16 protein-coding genes are annotated in these 14,523 nt (G+C 72.7%); 8 read left to right on the plus strand and 8 right to left on the minus strand.

All coding sequences use genetic code 11. The annotated features are described in order from the left end of the window. The first annotated feature begins 181 nt into the window (after positions 1-181). The 3 genes from AB0O36_RS35615 to AB0O36_RS35625 all read left to right on the plus strand — a co-directional run bounded on the left by AB0O36_RS35615 (position 182) and on the right by AB0O36_RS35625 (position 3,082). Positions 182-1,144, plus strand: coding sequence for an alpha/beta hydrolase (locus AB0O36_RS35615; protein WP_365117814.1), 963 nt, complete (start codon positions 182-184; stop codon positions 1,142-1,144). Positions 1,145-1,267: 123 nt separating this feature from the next. Continuing rightward, positions 1,268-2,269 (plus strand): porphobilinogen synthase, encoded by a 1,002-nt coding sequence (hemB, locus tag AB0O36_RS35620; RefSeq protein WP_365117817.1) that lies wholly within the window; start codon positions 1,268-1,270, stop codon positions 2,267-2,269. A gap of 198 nt (positions 2,270-2,467) precedes the next feature. Beyond that, on the plus strand, positions 2,468-3,082 hold the full coding sequence (locus tag AB0O36_RS35625; RefSeq protein WP_365117819.1) for a TetR/AcrR family transcriptional regulator: 615 nt from the start codon (positions 2,468-2,470) through the stop codon (positions 3,080-3,082). Here AB0O36_RS35625 and AB0O36_RS35630 read toward each other — a convergent pair. Beyond that, positions 3,079-4,089 (minus strand): hypothetical protein, encoded by a 1,011-nt coding sequence (locus tag AB0O36_RS35630; RefSeq protein WP_365117822.1) that lies wholly within the window; start codon positions 4,087-4,089, stop codon positions 3,079-3,081. The two genes, AB0O36_RS35625 and AB0O36_RS35630, sit on opposite strands and share 4 nt — an antisense overlap. A gap of 143 nt (positions 4,090-4,232) precedes the next feature. On the opposite strand from AB0O36_RS35630, the gene AB0O36_RS35635 reads away from it, so the two are divergent. From AB0O36_RS35635 to AB0O36_RS35650, 4 genes are all read left to right on the plus strand, one after another. Then, positions 4,233-4,796 carry a DinB family protein gene (locus AB0O36_RS35635; RefSeq protein WP_365117825.1) on the plus strand — a complete coding sequence of 188 codons (564 nt, stop codon included), beginning with the start codon at positions 4,233-4,235 and terminating at the stop codon, positions 4,794-4,796. A gap of 80 nt (positions 4,797-4,876) precedes the next feature. Then, positions 4,877-5,197: a hypothetical protein gene (locus tag AB0O36_RS35640; RefSeq protein ID WP_365117827.1), complete on the plus strand. Its 321-nt coding sequence runs from the start codon at positions 4,877-4,879 to the stop codon at positions 5,195-5,197. An 85-nt stretch (positions 5,198-5,282) separates the two neighbouring features. Beyond that, positions 5,283-5,555, plus strand: a complete 273-nt coding sequence (locus tag AB0O36_RS35645; protein ID WP_365117830.1) for a DUF1876 domain-containing protein — start codon at positions 5,283-5,285, stop codon at positions 5,553-5,555. Between the two features lie 284 nt (positions 5,556-5,839). Beyond that, positions 5,840-7,150 carry an alpha/beta hydrolase gene (locus tag AB0O36_RS35650; RefSeq protein WP_365117833.1) on the plus strand — a complete coding sequence of 437 codons (1,311 nt, stop codon included), beginning with the start codon at positions 5,840-5,842 and terminating at the stop codon, positions 7,148-7,150. On the opposite strand, the gene AB0O36_RS35655 is transcribed toward AB0O36_RS35650, so the two are convergent. The 6 genes from AB0O36_RS35655 to AB0O36_RS35680 form a co-directional block, all read right to left on the minus strand. Beyond that, positions 7,147-7,611 carry a hypothetical protein gene (locus AB0O36_RS35655; protein WP_365117835.1) on the minus strand — a complete coding sequence of 155 codons (465 nt, stop codon included), beginning with the start codon at positions 7,609-7,611 and terminating at the stop codon, positions 7,147-7,149. The genes AB0O36_RS35650 and AB0O36_RS35655 overlap by 4 nt on opposite strands. Further along, on the minus strand, positions 7,608-8,090 hold the full coding sequence (locus AB0O36_RS35660; protein ID WP_365117853.1) for an RNA polymerase sigma factor: 483 nt from the start codon (positions 8,088-8,090) through the stop codon (positions 7,608-7,610). Before AB0O36_RS35660 ends, AB0O36_RS35655 begins: the two co-directional genes overlap by 4 nt. Before the next feature lie 140 nt (positions 8,091-8,230). Further along, positions 8,231-9,601 (minus strand): alpha/beta fold hydrolase, encoded by a 1,371-nt coding sequence (locus AB0O36_RS35665; protein WP_365117837.1) that lies wholly within the window; start codon positions 9,599-9,601, stop codon positions 8,231-8,233. A gap of 112 nt (positions 9,602-9,713) precedes the next feature. Then, on the minus strand, positions 9,714-10,520 hold the full coding sequence (locus AB0O36_RS35670) for a VOC family protein (RefSeq protein ID WP_365117839.1): 807 nt from the start codon (positions 10,518-10,520) through the stop codon (positions 9,714-9,716). Between the two features lie 93 nt (positions 10,521-10,613). Next, positions 10,614-10,859, minus strand: a complete 246-nt coding sequence (locus tag AB0O36_RS35675) for a DUF397 domain-containing protein (RefSeq protein ID WP_365117841.1) — start codon at positions 10,857-10,859, stop codon at positions 10,614-10,616. Beyond that, a complete protein-coding gene (locus tag AB0O36_RS35680) occupies positions 10,856-11,635 on the minus strand; it encodes a helix-turn-helix transcriptional regulator (protein ID WP_365117843.1) in 780 nt (259 codons plus the stop codon). The genes AB0O36_RS35675 and AB0O36_RS35680 overlap by 4 nt, the downstream gene beginning before the upstream one ends. 184 nt (positions 11,636-11,819) lie before the next feature. Between AB0O36_RS35680 and AB0O36_RS35685 the strand changes: the two genes are divergently transcribed. Then, complete coding sequence (locus AB0O36_RS35685) at positions 11,820-12,179, plus strand: ATP-binding protein (RefSeq protein WP_365117856.1); 360 nt, start codon at positions 11,820-11,822, stop codon at positions 12,177-12,179. A gap of 97 nt (positions 12,180-12,276) precedes the next feature. Here the strand turns inward: AB0O36_RS35685 and AB0O36_RS35690 are convergent, their stop codons facing one another. Then, positions 12,277-14,079: a hypothetical protein gene (locus AB0O36_RS35690; RefSeq protein WP_365117846.1), complete on the minus strand. Its 1,803-nt coding sequence runs from the start codon at positions 14,077-14,079 to the stop codon at positions 12,277-12,279. Between the last annotated feature and the right edge of the window lie 444 nt (positions 14,080-14,523).

Here is a 14,523-nt window from a genome sequence, read left to right on the forward strand (position 1 = left end):
TGGAGGCATGCGGGCGGAATGCGGGACGCCGGGGCGACGGACCGCCGTACGAGCGGCCCGGACCGGGCGGACGCCGGTGGCGGCGCCGTATCCGGCGGGGCTTGATCCGGCAGGACCGGGTGGGGCGTGGCGGGGCCCGGCCCGGTGGCTCCTGCGGACGGCCGCCGTCACCGTCGCCGCCGTGATCGCGGGGGCCGGGACGGCCGCCGCGGCCGGCCCGACCACCGGGGTCGCCGCCGGCCGGGCCCCGGCCGCGGCTGCCGGCGGCGGAACGGAGCCCGCACCGGACGCCACCGGTCCACCCGGGGATTCCGCCTCTCCCGGGGATTCCGGTCGCCTGGTGACCATCGACGGCAACCGCCGCGTGTACCTGGAGTGCCGCGGGACCGGCTCCCCGACCGTGGTCCTGGTGTCGGGAACGGGCGGCGCGGCGGACGAATGGACCAGCCTGGCCGACCCCGGCGACCCGAAGGCCGTGCCAAAACCGAGCACGTCGGCAGTACTGCCGAGGGTCGCCGGGTTCACGCGGGTGTGCGCCTACGACCGGCCCGGCACCACACGGGCGGACGGCTCCCCGACCCCTTCCACCCCGGTCCCGCAGCCCACTTCGGCACGGGCGGGGGCCGATGACCTGCGGGCCGTGCTCTCCGCGGCCGGTGAGCACGGGCCGTACGTGCTGGTCGGCGCCTCGTGGGGAGCGATGATCACCGGTCTGCTGGCGCGCGCCGACGCCCCGCGGGTGGTCGGCCTGGTCACGGTCGACGGAGCCTCGGTGCACCTGCGCGACACGCTCACACCGGCGCAGTGGTCGGACTGGATGCGCAAGGCCGCGGCGCTGGGCGCGGAGAACGGTGTCGCCGAGGTGCCCGACTACGAGTCCGCCGTCCGCGAGGTCAGCGCCGCGCCGCCGCTGCGGCACCCGCCGCCCGCGGTCGTGCTCACCTCCGACGAACCGTGGGACCTGAAGGTCGGACACAGCGGATCGACCTGGCCCGCATGGCTGGCCGCCCAGCAGCGCCTCGCCGCCGAACTCCACGCCCGCCGGGTGACGGACACCCACAGCGGACACGGCATCGCCGTCGAGCAGCCCCGGCTGGTCTCGGAGGCCGTCCGCGAGGTCGTGGACCGGGCCCGCGGCCGATGAACCCGCGGGCCCGGCGGCGCGGCGGCGTCCGCGGGAGCCCGGGGTGCGGCCCCGCGTGGGCGTGCCCCCGGTGGGCTCTAGGCTTGGGGCGACTGCTGTCGATGCTCGAAGAGGCGACTGAAGATGAGCGCGTACGGATCCTTCCCCGGTTCGCGGCCCCGCCGGCTGCGGACCACCCCGGCGATGCGGCGGATGGTGGCCGAGACCCGGCTGCACCCGTCGGACCTGATCCTTCCGGCGTTCGTGCGGGAGGGCATCAGCGAGCCGGTCGCGATCTCGGCGATGCCGGGCGTGGTCCAGCACACCCGGGACACGCTGCGGAAGGCCGCCGTGGAGGCGGTCGAGGCGGGCGTCGCGGGCATCATGCTCTTCGGGGTGCCGGCCGACGAGAACAAGGACGCGCTGGGCACCGCCGGCACCGAGCCCGACGGCATCCTCCAGCTCGCCATCCGTGACGTGAAGGCCGAGGTCGGCGACGACCTCGTGATCATGTCGGACCTCTGCCTCGACGAGTACACCGACCACGGCCACTGCGGAGTGCTGGACGCCGACGGGCGGGTCGACAACGACGCCACGCTGGAGCGGTACGCGGAGATGGCCCAGGTGCAGGCCGACGCCGGCGTCCACGTCGTCGGCCCCAGCGGAATGATGGACGGCCAGGTCGGCGTCATCCGTGACGCGCTGGACGAGACCGGCCACGAGGACGTGTCGATCCTCGCCTACACCGCGAAGTACTCGTCCGCCTTCTACGGGCCGTTCCGGGAGGCCGTCGCCTCCTCCCTGCAGGGCGACCGCAAGTCGTACCAGCAGGACCCGGCGAACGCCCGCGAGTCGATGCGGGAGCTGGCGCTGGACCTGGAGGAGGGCGCCGACATGGTGATGGTCAAGCCGGCCGGCCCCTACCTGGACATCCTGTACCGGGTGGCGCAGGCCGTGGACGTGCCGGTTTCCGCGTACCAGATCAGCGGTGAGTACGCGATGATCGAGGCGGCGGCGGAGAAGGGCTGGGTGGAGCGCGACCGCGCCATCACGGAGACCCTGCTCGGCATCAAGCGGGCCGGCGCCGACACGATCCTGACCTACTGGGCGACCGAGGTCGCCGGGTGGCTGCGCAACGAGCGCTGATCCGCGCCGAGAGTGCCGATCCGCGCCGAGAGCGCTGATCCGTGCCTGCGCGGGGCGCGCCGCCCCGGGGGTCCCCTGTGCCCCCGGGGCGGCGCGTTCCGGTCTCACGAGTGTGACGGATTGCGGCGCCGGGATGAAGCGATTTTCTAGAAGATACTTCTAGAGCCCGGGCTTTCCGTTCTGCTCTACGCTCTGGGCATGGTGAAGCAGCAGCGTGGCGAGGCCACCATCGACCAACTCCTCACGGCCGCCCTGCGCGTGTACGCGGAGAAGGGTCAGCAGGGCTTCACCGTCAGCGCGGTCACCAAGGAGAGCGGTGTCAGCCTCGGCAGCCTCTACCACCACTTCGGCCACTTCGACGGTCTCGCCGCCGCGCTCTACATCCGTTGCATGGAGCGCCTCTTCGAGGAGCTGACGGTCTCGCTGCGGCGCACCCGTACCGCCCGGACGGGCCTCCGCGCCCTGGTGCACGCGTACTTCCGGTTCACCAGGGAGCAGCGGGACGCCGCCCTCTTCCTGCACGCCTCCGCCTACTCCGGCTATCTGGCCGGGCACGCCGAGGAGATCCAGGCGGCGAAGCACGTCCAGGTGGCGCCGCTCATGGAGTGGCTGGGGGACCGGATCGCGAGGGGCGAGATCGCCCCGCTGCCGGTCCCACTGGTGGAGATCATGGTGATGGGGCCGATCACCGAGGCCGCGCGCCGCTGGCTGTCCAGCACGTACTGCATCGACATCGACGAGGCCGCGCGCCACCTGCCGGACAGCATCTGGCGCTCGCTGAGCCCGGAACGGGACCACCGCTCCGTCGCCTAGCCCATCAGGGCCTGGAACAGCCCGCCGATCTCGCCCTGGGTCGCGATCACCGGCATGGTGTCGAAGTACAGCTCCCACTCGCCCCCGGGGCCGATGCGCTCCACGATCCCGAACGGGATCTCCGGGCCCTCGGGGTCGGTCTTCATGGTGCCGTGCCACTCGACGTAGGTGGTGGTCCGGCCGAAGGCGGCCTGGCCCGCCTTGAACTCGACGTCCGCGTGCTCGAACAGCCGCCGGAGGTAGGCGGTCTTGCCGTCCTGGGTGGTGAGCGGCCGGTCCAGGCCGGGCCCGTTCAGCTTCGCGTTGCCGGTACGGGCGGCCAGCGCGGCGGCGTCCCCGCTGTTCCAGGCGGCGAGGCGGGCGGTGATCTCCTGCGCGCGGAACCGGTCGGGAGCATGCCCGGCCGCCGCCCCGCGGCCGCCGGTTCCCGCCGGGTCGGCGATGCCGGCGAAGAGCGGGCGGGGCCGCCGGGACTCGGGCAGGACCTCGAACAGCTCGTAGCGGTCGTAGTAGCGCCGGGCCTGGATGGTCTTGCCGTCGTCACCGAGGACGTTGCGGGCGATCTGCGGGTAGCTGACCTTCTGTCCCTTGAGGGTGACCGTGTTCTGCTGGCCGAACATCATCACGGCGCCGTCGGTGACCACGTCCGTGCCGCGGTAGCGCAGGTCCGGGGCGAGGGCGAGCGAGCGGGTGATCGAGGCGCCGATGTCGGTGTGGCCGCGCAGGGCGGGGCCGCCGGCCTCCCAGAGACTGGCCTCCCGGTCGAAGATGTCCAGATAGGTCGAGAGGGCCGGGGTCTCGCCGAAGGCGATCTGCCGCTTCATGAACGCGCAGGCGTTCGGGGTGATCCGTCCTTCGAGCCGGTCCACCTTCTCGCGGACCTCCGCGCACTCGCCGCCCTCGGCGGTCGCCGTGGCGGAGCCGGCGGCCGGCATGCCGGCGGCGAGGCCGGCCAGGAGGGTGGCCGTGGCGAGGAGTCCGGTGCGGGTGGGCCGGCGCAGGTTCATGTCTGGGTCCCCGTTCGTGAGCACTTGATCGCTTGAGCGCTGATCGATTCGAGCGCTTGATCGCTTCGATGGATCAAGGTTCTTCCGGGTGGCCGGGGAAATCGATTACCTGCCGGGTAATGCGGGGCAGTTGACTGGGCGCCATGACGATCGAGGCAGTGGAGAACGGCTGGCAGGGCCTGGCCCTGACCATGTTCCGGCAGGTACGGACGGAGCTCGGGCGGGTGGTCGCCGACGCCGGAGGGCCCGGGGGGCCCGGGGAGTCCGGAGAGTCCGGAGCGTCCGGGGAGTCCGGTCTGGACCGGGTCGCGGCGGGCGGCAACCGGGTGGGCTGGCTGGTCTGGCACGTCGCCCGCGGCCAGGACCGCAACCTGTCGGAAGTGGCGGGCACCGAGCAGGTCTGGCTGGCCGGCGGCTGGGCCGCGCGGTTCGGCCGCCCCGCCGATCCCGCCGACACCGGGTACGGGCACACGGAGGCGGAAGCGGCGGCCTTCGCCGTCCCCGGCGGGGCCGCGCTGCTGACCGGCTACCTGGACGCCGTACACACCATGATCGAGACGTATCTGGCGGCCGCACCGGACACGGACCTGGCCCGGGTGGCGCCCTCCCCGACCCTGGGCACCGCCGACACCGTCGCCCGCCGGCTGTCCGGCCAGCTCGCGGATTCCTTCGCCCACCTCGGCCAGCTCGCGTCCGGGACGCCGTAGCCCTCAACCCGGCCGTCCCGTGCCGCGTCTTCCGGGACGGGACGGCGCGCACGGCGCGAACGGCGAGAAGAGGGGGACGGGTGAGCGACGGCAAGGCCGAGACCGAGACCGGGGCGGCGGCGGGGAAGACCAAGACGGAAGCGGAATCGGTCGGCGGGAACTCCTGGCCCATCGTGCCGCTCGCCGTCGCCTCACTGCTGCTGCGGTTCCTGCCCGACCGGACCTGGGCGTACGCGGTGGCCGCGGTCATCGGCGGACTGGGGGCGGCCGCGGCCCTCTACGGCGTCGTGGACAGCGTGAAGGTGGCGAGCCGGCGCAAGGACCAGCGCCGTCCGGCGGTCGGTGTGGTGCTCCTGCTGGTGCTGGCGACGACCAACTGGATCATCGCCATGTCCCGCTGAGCCCGCCCCGGCCGCTGAGGTCGCGTTCCCGGAGGGCCGGGAGCACCCTGGAAGGAACAAGGGTGACCCCTGGAGGTGATGCATCATGGCCACACTCGCCGGGTGGCACGTGGAAATGGAGTTCTCCGAGGAGGGCCACCGCACCAGTGCGGCGGCCATGGTCCGGCTCCCGGACGGTGGCGAACTGAGAGCGCGCGGCTACGCCATGCGCCATCCCTCCGACCCCGAGCAGCTGCGGGTCGGTGAGGAGATCGCGGGCGCGCGGGCCCTGATGGACCTCGCGTCCCAGCTGCTCTCGAAGGCGCACGGCGAGATCGACGAGGCCACGGGCAGGCACTCCTACCCGCTGACCCGCTGACCCGCCGGACCGCGGACTGCCGATCCGCCGGGCCGTCGCGCCCCTGGAGGGGAGCAAGGAAGGGAAGTGGGTGAGGGCGGTGCGCGTGCGGGGCCCTGCGTCCCGCACGCGCACCGTTGTGCTGTCGGGGTGATCGCCCGGCGGTGGCTCGGCCTCGGCCGTGACCTGCGGGCAAGGGGCCCGGACGGGGGAGAGCCCGGGGGGAAGCATGGGGAAATCCCCCCTCAACGGCCGGTGGTCGTCCGGATGTTGGGGGAAGAGGCCCCCCGCCTAACGTTCCCGGCATGACGACCACCGGGAAGAACGCCGCCAGGCACGACCACGAGAACGACCGCGGGAACGACCGCAGGAGCAAGCAGTGGCTGCGACGCGGGGCCGCGGCCGTCGTCCTCGCCGCCGTGCTCGGCGGGATCGCCGCCCCGGCCGCGCTGGCCGCACCCACCGGCACCCGGGGCGCCGCCGCCGCGTCCGCCACCGGCGCCCGCGGCACGCTGGTCTCCGTCTCCGCCCCCACCACCCTGAGCCGTGACGAGGTCGCCGCCGAACTCGCCTCCTACGGCGTCGACACCGCCACCGTCCGGCACGGCATCACCGCGTACCGGCTCACCTACGCCACCGTCGACCCGCGGGGCCGCCGCACCACGGCCACCGGCCTGCTCGTGCTGCCCACCGGCGGCCCGGCCCGCCCCGACCTGGTCTCCGACACCCACGGCACCGTCGCCACCCGCGACGACGCCCCGTCCGGGGGCGCCGGATACAACCGGGTCATCCCGTACCTGCACGCCTCCGCCGGGCGCGCGGTTTCCGCCCCCGACTACCTCGGCCTCGGCGGCGGCCCCGGCCCGCACCCCTACATGGACACCGCCTCCTCCGTCACGGCCTCCGTCGACATGCTGAAGGCGGCGCGGACCGCCGCCCACCGGCTGGGCCGGCCCGTCAGCCGCGACGTGTACGCCACCGGCTTCTCCCAGGGCGGCCAGGTCGCCATGGCGGTGGGCCGCGAGCTCTCCCGCGGACGTGACGGCCTGCGGTTGCGCGCGCTGGCCCCGATCGCAGGCCCGTACGACCTGACCGGCACCGAGATACCCGCGATCACCGACGGCCGCGTCGCACCGGCAACCGGCGTCTTCTACCTCTCCTACTTCCTCACCGCGCAGAACCGTCTGCACCCGCTCTACAAGGACCCCGCGGAGGTGTTCCGGGCCCCGTACGCGCAGACGGTCGAGGGCCTCTTCGACGGCAACCACTCCTACGAGGAGATCGTCCAGGGCCTCCCGCAGACCCCCGGGGAGCTGCTCACCCCCGCCTGGGCCGAGAACATCCGCCATCCCCGGGGCGCCCTGCTCACCGCCATGAAGGCCAACGACGACGCCTGCGACTGGAAGCCCGCCGTCCCGGTACGGCTCTACACGGGCGCCGCCGACACCGACGTGCCCATCGGCAACTCCCGCGCCTGCGCCGCCGACCTGGCCCGCCACGGGGTCCGGGCGAAGGTCGTCGACCAGGGCGCGGACGCCGACCACACGGCGACGGCGCTGCGCTCGGCGCCGCAGGCGGTGCGCTGGTTCGACTCGCTGAGCCGGCGGGTCCGTTAGGAACCGCCGCCCGGACGGGTGCCCAGGCGGGCGCCCAGGCGGCGGGCCGCCTCGTCCAGTTCGCGGAGGGTGCCGAAGGGGATCACCGCGGCGCGGGCGGGGAGGCGTACGCCGCCGGTCAGGGCGATGCGGGTGGCGGTGCCGTCCGCGGTCGGGGCGCCCGCCACGCCCGCGATCAGGAACCGGCTCTGCAGCCAGCACCAGCCGGGCCTCCTATAGCCCCGCAGGTGCGCGCGGAAGCCGTACTTGCTCCGCGCCAGCGCCTCGATCCGCTCCCCGTCGGTACGGAGGATCCGGATCCGCTCCAGGTCGGGGAGGAAGTCCAGGCCCGACATGGCCTCCCAGACCTCCTCGAAGGGTGCGGGCAGGACGTGTTCGGCGACGCGTGCGCCGCGCACACCGGCCGCCATCACGTGCAGCCGGCGGACCGTGTCGAGTTCGTGCGTCATCTCGTCGCTCATGCGGACCATGCCTTTCGGAAGCTCATCCGGGCCCGGTGCAGCCGGGACTTGGCGGTGCCGGCGGGGATGCGGAGGACCGCCGCCGCGGCCTCCTCGTCCAGGCCCTCCACGTCCCGCAGGACGAGGACGGCCCGGTGTTCGGGGGAGAGGCGGGCGAGTACGTCCGCGATGTCCGCGGCCAGCTGCGGATCCCCGCGCCCCGGTACGTCGGCCAGTTCGGCCGGCCCCTCCCGCGCCGCCCGCCGGGCGACCCGTACCGCCTCCCGCACCGCGATCGCCCGCACCCACCCGTACAGCGCCTGCGGGTCCTTCAGCGACCGCAGCGACCGGAACACGGCCAGCAGCGCCTCCTGCGCGGCGTCCGGGCCGTCGGCGAGGGCGATCGGATCGCAGATCCGCGCCACGTAGGGGGTCAGGTGGTCGAGGAGTCCGTGCAGCGCGAGCGTGTCCCCGCTCCGCGCCGCCCGGGCCAGCGCCACCCCGCGGTCCCGGCGCGCGACGGACGCATCGGTTGCCGGGGGTGCACCGGTCACCACGGGCGCGTCAGTCACCACGGACGCATCAGTCACCACGGACGCATCAGTCACCACAGCAACATCAGTTACGACAGACGCTTCGGTCATTTCAGGAACTCTTCCATGGCCGCGTTCACCCGGTCCGGGCAGTCCAGCGTCAGTGCGTGCCCGCAGCCGTCCCAGACCTCCACCCGGGCGTCCGGCAGCAGTTCACCGAACCGTTCCGCCTGCCACGCCGGCAGGACGGAATCCTGACGGCCCCACAGCACCAGCACCGGCTGCCGGACCGACGGCAGCGCCGCCTCCGTCTCCCGCCAGTCCAGCCCGCGCTCCAGCCGGTACACGGCCCGCCGGTTCACCTCCCGCGTGCCCGGCGCCCAGGCCGCGTCCACGATCGCGTCGGTGATCCGCTCCCGGTTCGCGAACAGCCCCCGCACGGAGGACTCCGCCGCCGAACGCCCCGCCCCCAGCCCGGTCAGCAGCTCCCCGACGACCGGCAGCTTCATCGCCTCCCAGACCCGCGGGTCCCGCTCGTCCAGCCCGGAGGACGCCAGCAGCGCCAGCCGGGACACCCGCTCCGGGTGCCGCTGGGCGTAGGCCAGCGCCCAGCCGCCGCTCCAGGAGTTCCCGGCCAGCGCGGCCCGCTCGATGCCCGCGCCGTCCAGGAAGCTGCCGACGGCCTTCGTCATGCCGTCCAGGTCCCAGGTCAGGGAGGGGTCGCGGAGCTCGGTGAACCCCTGCCCCGGCAGATCGACGACGTACACCGTGTGCGTCCGCGACAGCACGGCGACCTGCTCGCGCCACGCGAAGGTCCACGAGGCCCCCGGCGAGAGCAGCACCACCGGCGTACCGGCCCCCGAGCCCTGCCGGACGTAGTGGAAGCGCGCCACGGGCGTCTCCAGCCACCGCGAGTCCGCCGGGGCGGCGTAACCGCGCTCCTCGGCCGGCTGGTACCCGTACGCCGTTCCCGCGAGCAGCGATACGACGACCAGCGGGAGGGCGAGCAGCCGGCGCGGCCACGACCCGAGCAGCCCGGTCGCCGCCACCCAGGCGAAGCCCAGGCACAGCGGCGTGTAGAGGAACAGGTTCAGCCACCGGAAGGCCGCCCCGGCGAACGGGTCCCCGGCCCCGGCCGCCCACACCAGCCCCAGCACCGCGCGCCCCAGCAACCCGGCGGTGACGGCCCAGGCGGCGACGGCCCCGAACCGCCCGCCGCGCCCCTTGCCGCGCGCGTACAGCAGGCCGGCGGTGACCAGCCCGAACACCGCGAGCGGCAGCACGACCCGCGGGGCGAAGGACACCACCCCGCCGAGCACGGCGAGCGACAGCGCCCGCTCGTCGGGCGCGGGCCAGGTCAGCCCGGTCGCCCAGTACAGGTGGACGAGCCCGTCCACGGCGAACAGCCCGGCGAGCGCCCGCCCGGCCCGCTCCCGCCTGCGTCTGCTGGCCTCACTGATGTCATGCGTCTCGACCACGAGTGCTCCCCGGGGTGTTGGTGGATGACCGACACCCCGAGGAGGCGGCGCACGAGGAGAACGTTCCCTGTGACCCCGCTCACATCAACGGCGAAACCGCACGGCCGGAGGACTACGCCGGGTCGGGGTCCTGCGGCGCGTCCTTCGTCTTGATCACCGCGAACACCGCGCCCTGCGGGTCCTGCAGGACCGCCATCCGCCCCACCGGCATGTCGAAGGCCGGCGCCAGGACGTTCCCGCCGGCCCGGACCGCGGCCGCCTGGGTGCTGTCCGCGTCGTCCACCAGGAAGTACGTCAGCCAGTGCGGCGGAGTGCCCTCCGGGTGCTGGTCGAGGCCCATCATCCCGCCCACGGCACGGTCGTTGACCTTGAACTCGGTGTAGCCCTCGGCCCCCGGGATCTCGGTCGGCGCGGTGTCGACCGGCAGGATCGCCCGGTAGTAGGCGCCGGCCTTGTCGGTGTCGCCGGTGGCCAGCTCGTTCCAGGTCACCGCGCCGTTCTCGTTGACGATTCCGGCACCCTGGAACTCCCTGGGCTGCCACAGCCCGAACACCGCTCCGGTCGGGTCGGCCAGGACGGCCATCCGCCCGAGGTCCCCGACGTCATGGCCGGGCATGATCGTCTTCCCGCCGGCCGCCGTACCCGCCTTGATCGTGGCGTCGGTGTCGGCGGTGGACAGGTACGTCGTCCAGACGGACGGCGGCATCGGGTCGGGCGTGCTCCCGTCGGGGTTCATCGCCTTCATGATCCCGGCGACGGGCTGCCCCTTGAGCGAGCAGACGGCGTAACCGCCGAACTCGGGCGGCCCGACCTCGCCCTGCCAGCCGAACAGGTCGCAGTAGAAGTCGATGGCTGCCTGCTGGTCGGGAACCATCAGGTCGATCCAGCAGGGTGTGCCGGGCCGGTACGGGCCGGACATGACGGCCACGGTGCCTCCAGGGGATGGGGGAGGGGGTTGGACGGGCCCTCCCCTACCCGGGCCCGGAGGCGAAAATCGGGCCGAACGGGTGAGTCAGCCGTTCGTGGCGACCCAGCTGGTCATCGCCGCCCAGGCGGCGGGAGCGAGGTCCAGGACGGGGCCGTCGGTGACCTTGGAGTCGCGGATGTGGATGGTGGCGGGGCAGGTGGCGACTTCGACGCACTGACCGCCCTCGTCGCCGCTGTAGCTGGACTTCCGCCAGGCGTAGGCGACTTCGATGCAGTTACCGCCGTCGCTGCCGCTGTAGCTGGACTTGAACCACTTCAGTGCGGTGCTCATAGCTCTCCTAGCAGGCGGCTCAACAGGCCCTTCGTCTCCTCTGGGTTGAGGGCCTGAGTTCGCAGCATCGCATACCGCCGCTCCAGGATGCTCACTTCATCCATGTCGGAGATGAGCTGGCTTCCCCGCTGCGTCTCCGTGTAGGCCAGCCGTTGGTGGTCCGGTGTTTCAAGGAGGACGAAAGGGCCGTCGAGAGCCGGATGGCCGGTGTGGTCCAAGAGGTAGATCTGAATGGAGACACCGGGGAGCTCCGCGCAGTCGAGCAGGTGCGCTAGCTGCGACCGGTGCACTTCTGGTGCTGCGAGCTTCAGTCGGAGTACCGGCTCCCAGACGATAAAGCTGAGTGTTACCGGCACCTTGCGGCGCAGTATCTCGCGACGCTGAGTGCGGACAGCGGTCTGCGCTGTGATCTCTTCGTCATGGAGCACCGGGACGCGGCTTCGGAAGACAGCCTCGGCGTACGAGTTGGTCTGGAGGAGCCCTGGTAGTACCTGGTTCTCGTACGAAGAGATGGCGATGGCCTCGCGCTCACAGGCCATGTATTGCTCAGCCCAGGCCGGGACCTGGTCCACTGCGGGCAGGTGGGCAACCGCAGCCGCCAGCACCCCGCCCGACTCCAGCACTCGGTCCATTCGCTCGGCCACGTCCGGCATCAGGGCTCGTCTGCCCTGCTCGATCGAGGCGATCGTCTCCTCGTCCAGGCGGACGCATTCACCCAGTTGGCGTTGCGTCATGTTCTTGCGGGTCCGGAGGACGGCCACCTGTACCCCGATCATCTTCAGGGCGGTGCCGTTCCTCGGTACGCGTTTCCTCGGCGGCATGTCCCAGCACTCCCCACCTGCGCCGCAGCTGTACCCGTACCGACCCGTACCAATCGATTGGTACGGGTCGGCCTACTGCACGACGCTAATCACGGAACGCAACGATCCGGCCGTGAACCTGCGAACCGAACCCGCATTGATGAGGGAGCGACTGTTCCCGCGCTGCCGTCAGACCGTCCGTTCCGCCAGGGAGTTCACCGCCACCACGCTCGACGCGTGGGACAGGACGGCGCGCCTGGACGACGTGTTGCTCTGCGTGAGCGAACTGGCCGCGAACGCCCTCCGCCACGGCGTCCCGCCGGGTCGCGGCTACCGCGTCCGGTTGCTCGCGTACGAGGACGGCGGCGTACGGGTGGAGGTCCACGACAGCGGTCCGGGACTGTCCCGGATCCGGGTCGGGGCGGGGCGCGGGCTGGCGATCGTGGCGGCGGTCGCGGACCGCTGGGGGGCCGTGCCGAGGTCGCCGGGGAAGGTGGTCTGGTGCGAGACCGACCGCTGATGCGGTGAGGCGGGCAGGGGGGCGCGTAACGGCGCGCACCTGGCGCACGGTCCTGCGGATGCTTCGTCGGGGGTCTGGCAGAACGCTTTCAGCAGGATCACGCTAGGTGGATGGCCACTCTCCATGTGCACGGTCTGTCCGCCGATGTGCTCGCCGCGCTGAAGGCACGAGCCGCGCGGAACCGCCAGTCCCTGCAGACATACGTCCGCGCCCTGCTGGAAGAGGAGGCGGACCTCCCACCCGCGTCGGGAGCGCTCACCGCAGAGGCCCGGCCCACGGCTGCCCGGTGAACTCCTCGCCCACTCGCCGGGCTCCAGGTCACGCACTTCGTGGCGGATGCGGGACGCCCCGCCACCCGGGTGGGTGGCGGGGGTCGGCCGGAGGGGCAGGTCGTGGTGCGGCGGCGGTGGCGGCCGGTGCCGGCGACCAGGGCCACGCCGAGCGCGACGGCGACGCCCGCGCCGCCGAGGGCCCAGCTGGTGGCCGGGTCGGCGCCGGTGGCGGCGAGTTCCCCGCCGCCGTTGGGGGAGGGGGTGTTGCCGTCCGTATCCGTGTCCGTGCCTGAGTCGGTGTCGGTGTCGGTGTCGGTGTCGGTGTCCGGCTTCGGCTTCGGCTTCGGGTTGGGGTTCGGGGTCGTGTCCGTGTCGGCGGGGAGGAGCTTCGACAGCACGCCCTTCGAGCTGGACTCGACCCAGGTGTTGGAGTCCGCGTCGCCCTCGGCGAAGCCGAACGCCCGGAAGATCAGGTCACCGGGCTTGCTGCTCGCGGCGAACTTGATCCGGACCTGGACGTCGAACGACTTGCCCGCCGGAATCGCGCCGCCGGCCAGGTCGATGCCGAAGAAGTACCCCTCGAACTCGGAGCGGACCTCGGCTTTGTGCCAGCCCTTCTTGCCGTGCTGGGTGCTGTAGACCTCGACGGTGAGCTGCGAGGGCTTCATCCGGACCCAGTCCGGGCGGGCGATGACGAGGCCGGCGTCGAAGCGCTTGAGGGCGTCCTTGCCGGAGTTGTCGATGCGGACCGAGAGGTTCGTCCACCCGCCGCCCGCGACGATCCCGTCCGGGACGCCGCTGACGGTGAGCTTGGGGCCCTCGACGACGGTCGGCTCCTCGGGTCCGCCTTCGGCGCCGACGATCCGGGTCTCGTACCAGGAGGCGGGGGAGTGGTTCGTCCTCCCGCCGTTGCGGCTGGTGCCGTCGAGGGAGAGCTGGAACAGCTCCACGGGGACGTCGGCGGTGAACCTGATCCGTACGTCGACGGTGTAGACCTGGTTGGCGGCGACGGAGGCGGTGGTGCCCAGCGGGTACTGGAGGACCGGACCCATCTCCTCGCCGGTGACCGCCTTGACCGGCGTCCAGCCGTCCTTGGTGAGCCGTTCGACCTTGATCTGCGAGGTCTTGAACGTCCCTTCCCACTGCATGAGGCTCAGGGCCGGCGTGAACTTGGGTACGGCGATGTGGCCGGTGTTGTCGACCTCGACGGTCAGCCGGGTCCAGTCCCCGCCGGGCTCGAACCCGTCCTTGGGAATCCCCCGGACCGAGACCTCCGGGCCCATGATCATGCCCTCGTCGGGAGCGTCCTGGTCGTCGTGGTCCTCGGAGTCCCGCTGGTCCTTCTCGGACTTCTCCGCCTTGGGGGCGGGCTTGGCAGCGGGCTTCTCGGCGGCGGGGGTCTCCTTGGCGGGGGTCTCCTTGGTGTGGGTCTCCTTGGTGTGGGACTCCTTCGCCGGAGCCTTCGGCTCGGCGTCGTCGCCTGTGGTGCCGCCTGCGGTGTCGTCCTGCGGGGCCGCGTCCGGAACCACGACGGCAGGCTGGTCGGCCGCCATCGCGGGTGCGGACATGAGGACCGTCGGACCGGCCACGGCAGCCGCGGCGACCAGAGCCACGCGCTTGAGCTTCACTAGGTTTCCCTCCCACAACATGCATCACTCCGGGCGCAGAGGCCCGCCCCACCCCAGTGTTTTGAACGCGATCAGATTATGCGGAAGCAGAGGTACCGCCTAGAGGCTCCCTGGTCACGAATCGCGAACGACCTGCGGCGAGCGATGCGCGATGCGCGATGCGCGGCGCGCGGTGAGCGGGTCGGGCGGGGTGGGTGGGGTGGGTGGGGTGGGACAGCAAACCGGACTCCCGTCGGGACGGGACCGGTCGGCGGGTGGGGTCGGGACAGCAGCCGGAGTCCGTCGGGAGGAGGCCATGGGGCCTGGCGGGTGTTGGTGTGCCGGTGCTTCGCCTGGACGGAATCGGGGAGGTGCCCGGGGGCTGCCCGTCAGTCCTGATTGTCCTTCCGTGCCGGCCGTCGGCGTCAAGGGCGCTCCTTCGTCGCGTCGCCCGTTGGGCGATGG

It is taken from the genome of Streptomyces sp. NPDC089799, assembly GCF_040684755.1.
In the GTDB taxonomy this organism is placed as follows: Bacteria; Actinomycetota; Actinomycetes; order Streptomycetales; family Streptomycetaceae; genus Streptomyces.